The 1458-nt window shown below is 63.5% G+C and carries 2 protein-coding genes; one reads left to right on the plus strand and one right to left on the minus strand.

What is annotated here, in order from left to right; all coding sequences use genetic code 11:
* Nucleotides 1-137: 137 nt before the first annotated feature.
* Complete coding sequence (locus EN969_RS30930; RefSeq protein WP_063168193.1) at nucleotides 138-965, plus strand: PhnD/SsuA/transferrin family substrate-binding protein; 828 nt, start codon at nucleotides 138-140, stop codon at nucleotides 963-965.
* Here the strand turns inward: EN969_RS30930 and EN969_RS30935 are convergent.
* Nucleotides 930-1458: M24 family metallopeptidase (locus EN969_RS30935; protein WP_164758653.1), on the minus strand; the 529-nt coding region annotated here is incomplete at its 5' end. The genes EN969_RS30930 and EN969_RS30935 overlap by 36 nt on opposite strands.

Genomic DNA, 1458 nt, shown 5'->3' on the forward strand with positions numbered 1-1458 from the left:
CGGGCTCGGCAGTGCGCCGGTTCCCGCCGAGCCGCCCAAGGAATAATTCCGGCCTACCCGGAATCCGTGTCGGCCAATTCTGATTGGACGCCGCGTTTTCGCGATCCTTTTTCCAGACATGATGATTTGATATCGGCATGAGTGAATTGGTTGCGGCGTTGCCGATGTATGATTGGCCCGAAATGCGCGATGAGGTCGACGCGCAATGGGTGCTGCTGCGCGATGCGTTTCGGCAAAAGGGGATCGACGCGCCGGAAGCCATCGTGCGGCGCAATGGCGACCTGCCGCCGGTGCCGGGCGGAATTCGCGATGCTGCCGGTGCATTGATCGCACCCGATCCCGCGACATTGCCGCCGGATGAACTCGATTTCCATAGATTGTGGCTGCATCCTTTGCTGCTGTTCGCGCAGACCTGCTGGGGGCCGATGGAACTTGGCCTGTCCAGGCATGTGCAGGTGGTCGGCCAGCCGAGCTATGACGCCTATGAAGGCGGGCAGGGCGAGCTCTATTCGAGCGCTCTGGTGATGCGGATAGGCGAGGGACCGGAAGTTCGATCGCCTGCGGATGGCAGCGCTCTCATCCCGCTCGATCTGATCCGCGGCAAGCGCTTCACCTTCAACAGCCTCGATTCCATGTCGGGCATCATTGCGCTGACGCGCGACCTGCAAGCGGCCGGCGAAGGCTTGGACATCTTTTCGTCGCGTAGCGAGAGCGGCGGTCACCGCGCTTCAATCGTCGCCATTGCCGAGGGCTGGGCCGATGTTGCAGCGATCGACTGCGAAAGCTGGGCGCTGGCGCAGCGCTTCGAGCCAGCAGCGCGGAAAGTCGCGATCGTCGGCTGGACCGGACGGCGCAAAGGCCTGCCGTTCATCACGGCGAGGGCAACGCCGGAAAAGACAGTCAGGGCAATGCGAGAAGCGCTTGCCGGACTATCCGAGCAGCCTCGTATCCAGCGGGTAGGTTGAGAGCTGTTCGTTGCCGGCCTCGGTGATCAGGATCTGCTCTTCGAGCTTGACGCCTTCGCGCCCGCCAAGCCGGCCGATATAGCTTTCCACGCACAGCACCATGCCAGGTTCCAGCACGCCGTCCGGCGTGTCCGATGTCCAGTCGCTGGCATGCGGCAAGGTCGGGTATTCATCGGCCAGACCGACGCCGTGATAGAGCACGCCGTAGCGCGTCGGGAAGCAGTCACCCGGCGGCACCGCCGAGGCTTCGACGAGGTCGCGAAACGAGATGCCTGGCTGCATCAGAGCCGTGTTGTGTTCGATCTGGTCGGCGGCGATGCGGAACAGGGCGCGCTGTTCATTCGACGGGTTTGCATCGCCGCACAGCCAGGTGCGCGACAGGTCGGCGCAGAAGCCGTAGGGGCCGATCAGGTCGGTGTCGAAGGCGACGAGATCGCCAGCCTCGATCTTTCGCGAAGAGCATTCCTGGAACCACGGTTTGGTGCGCGGGCCT

Source organism: Mesorhizobium sp. M7A.F.Ca.CA.003.01.2.1, assembly GCF_003998945.1.
Classification (GTDB): Bacteria; Pseudomonadota; Alphaproteobacteria; order Rhizobiales; family Rhizobiaceae; genus Mesorhizobium; species Mesorhizobium ciceri.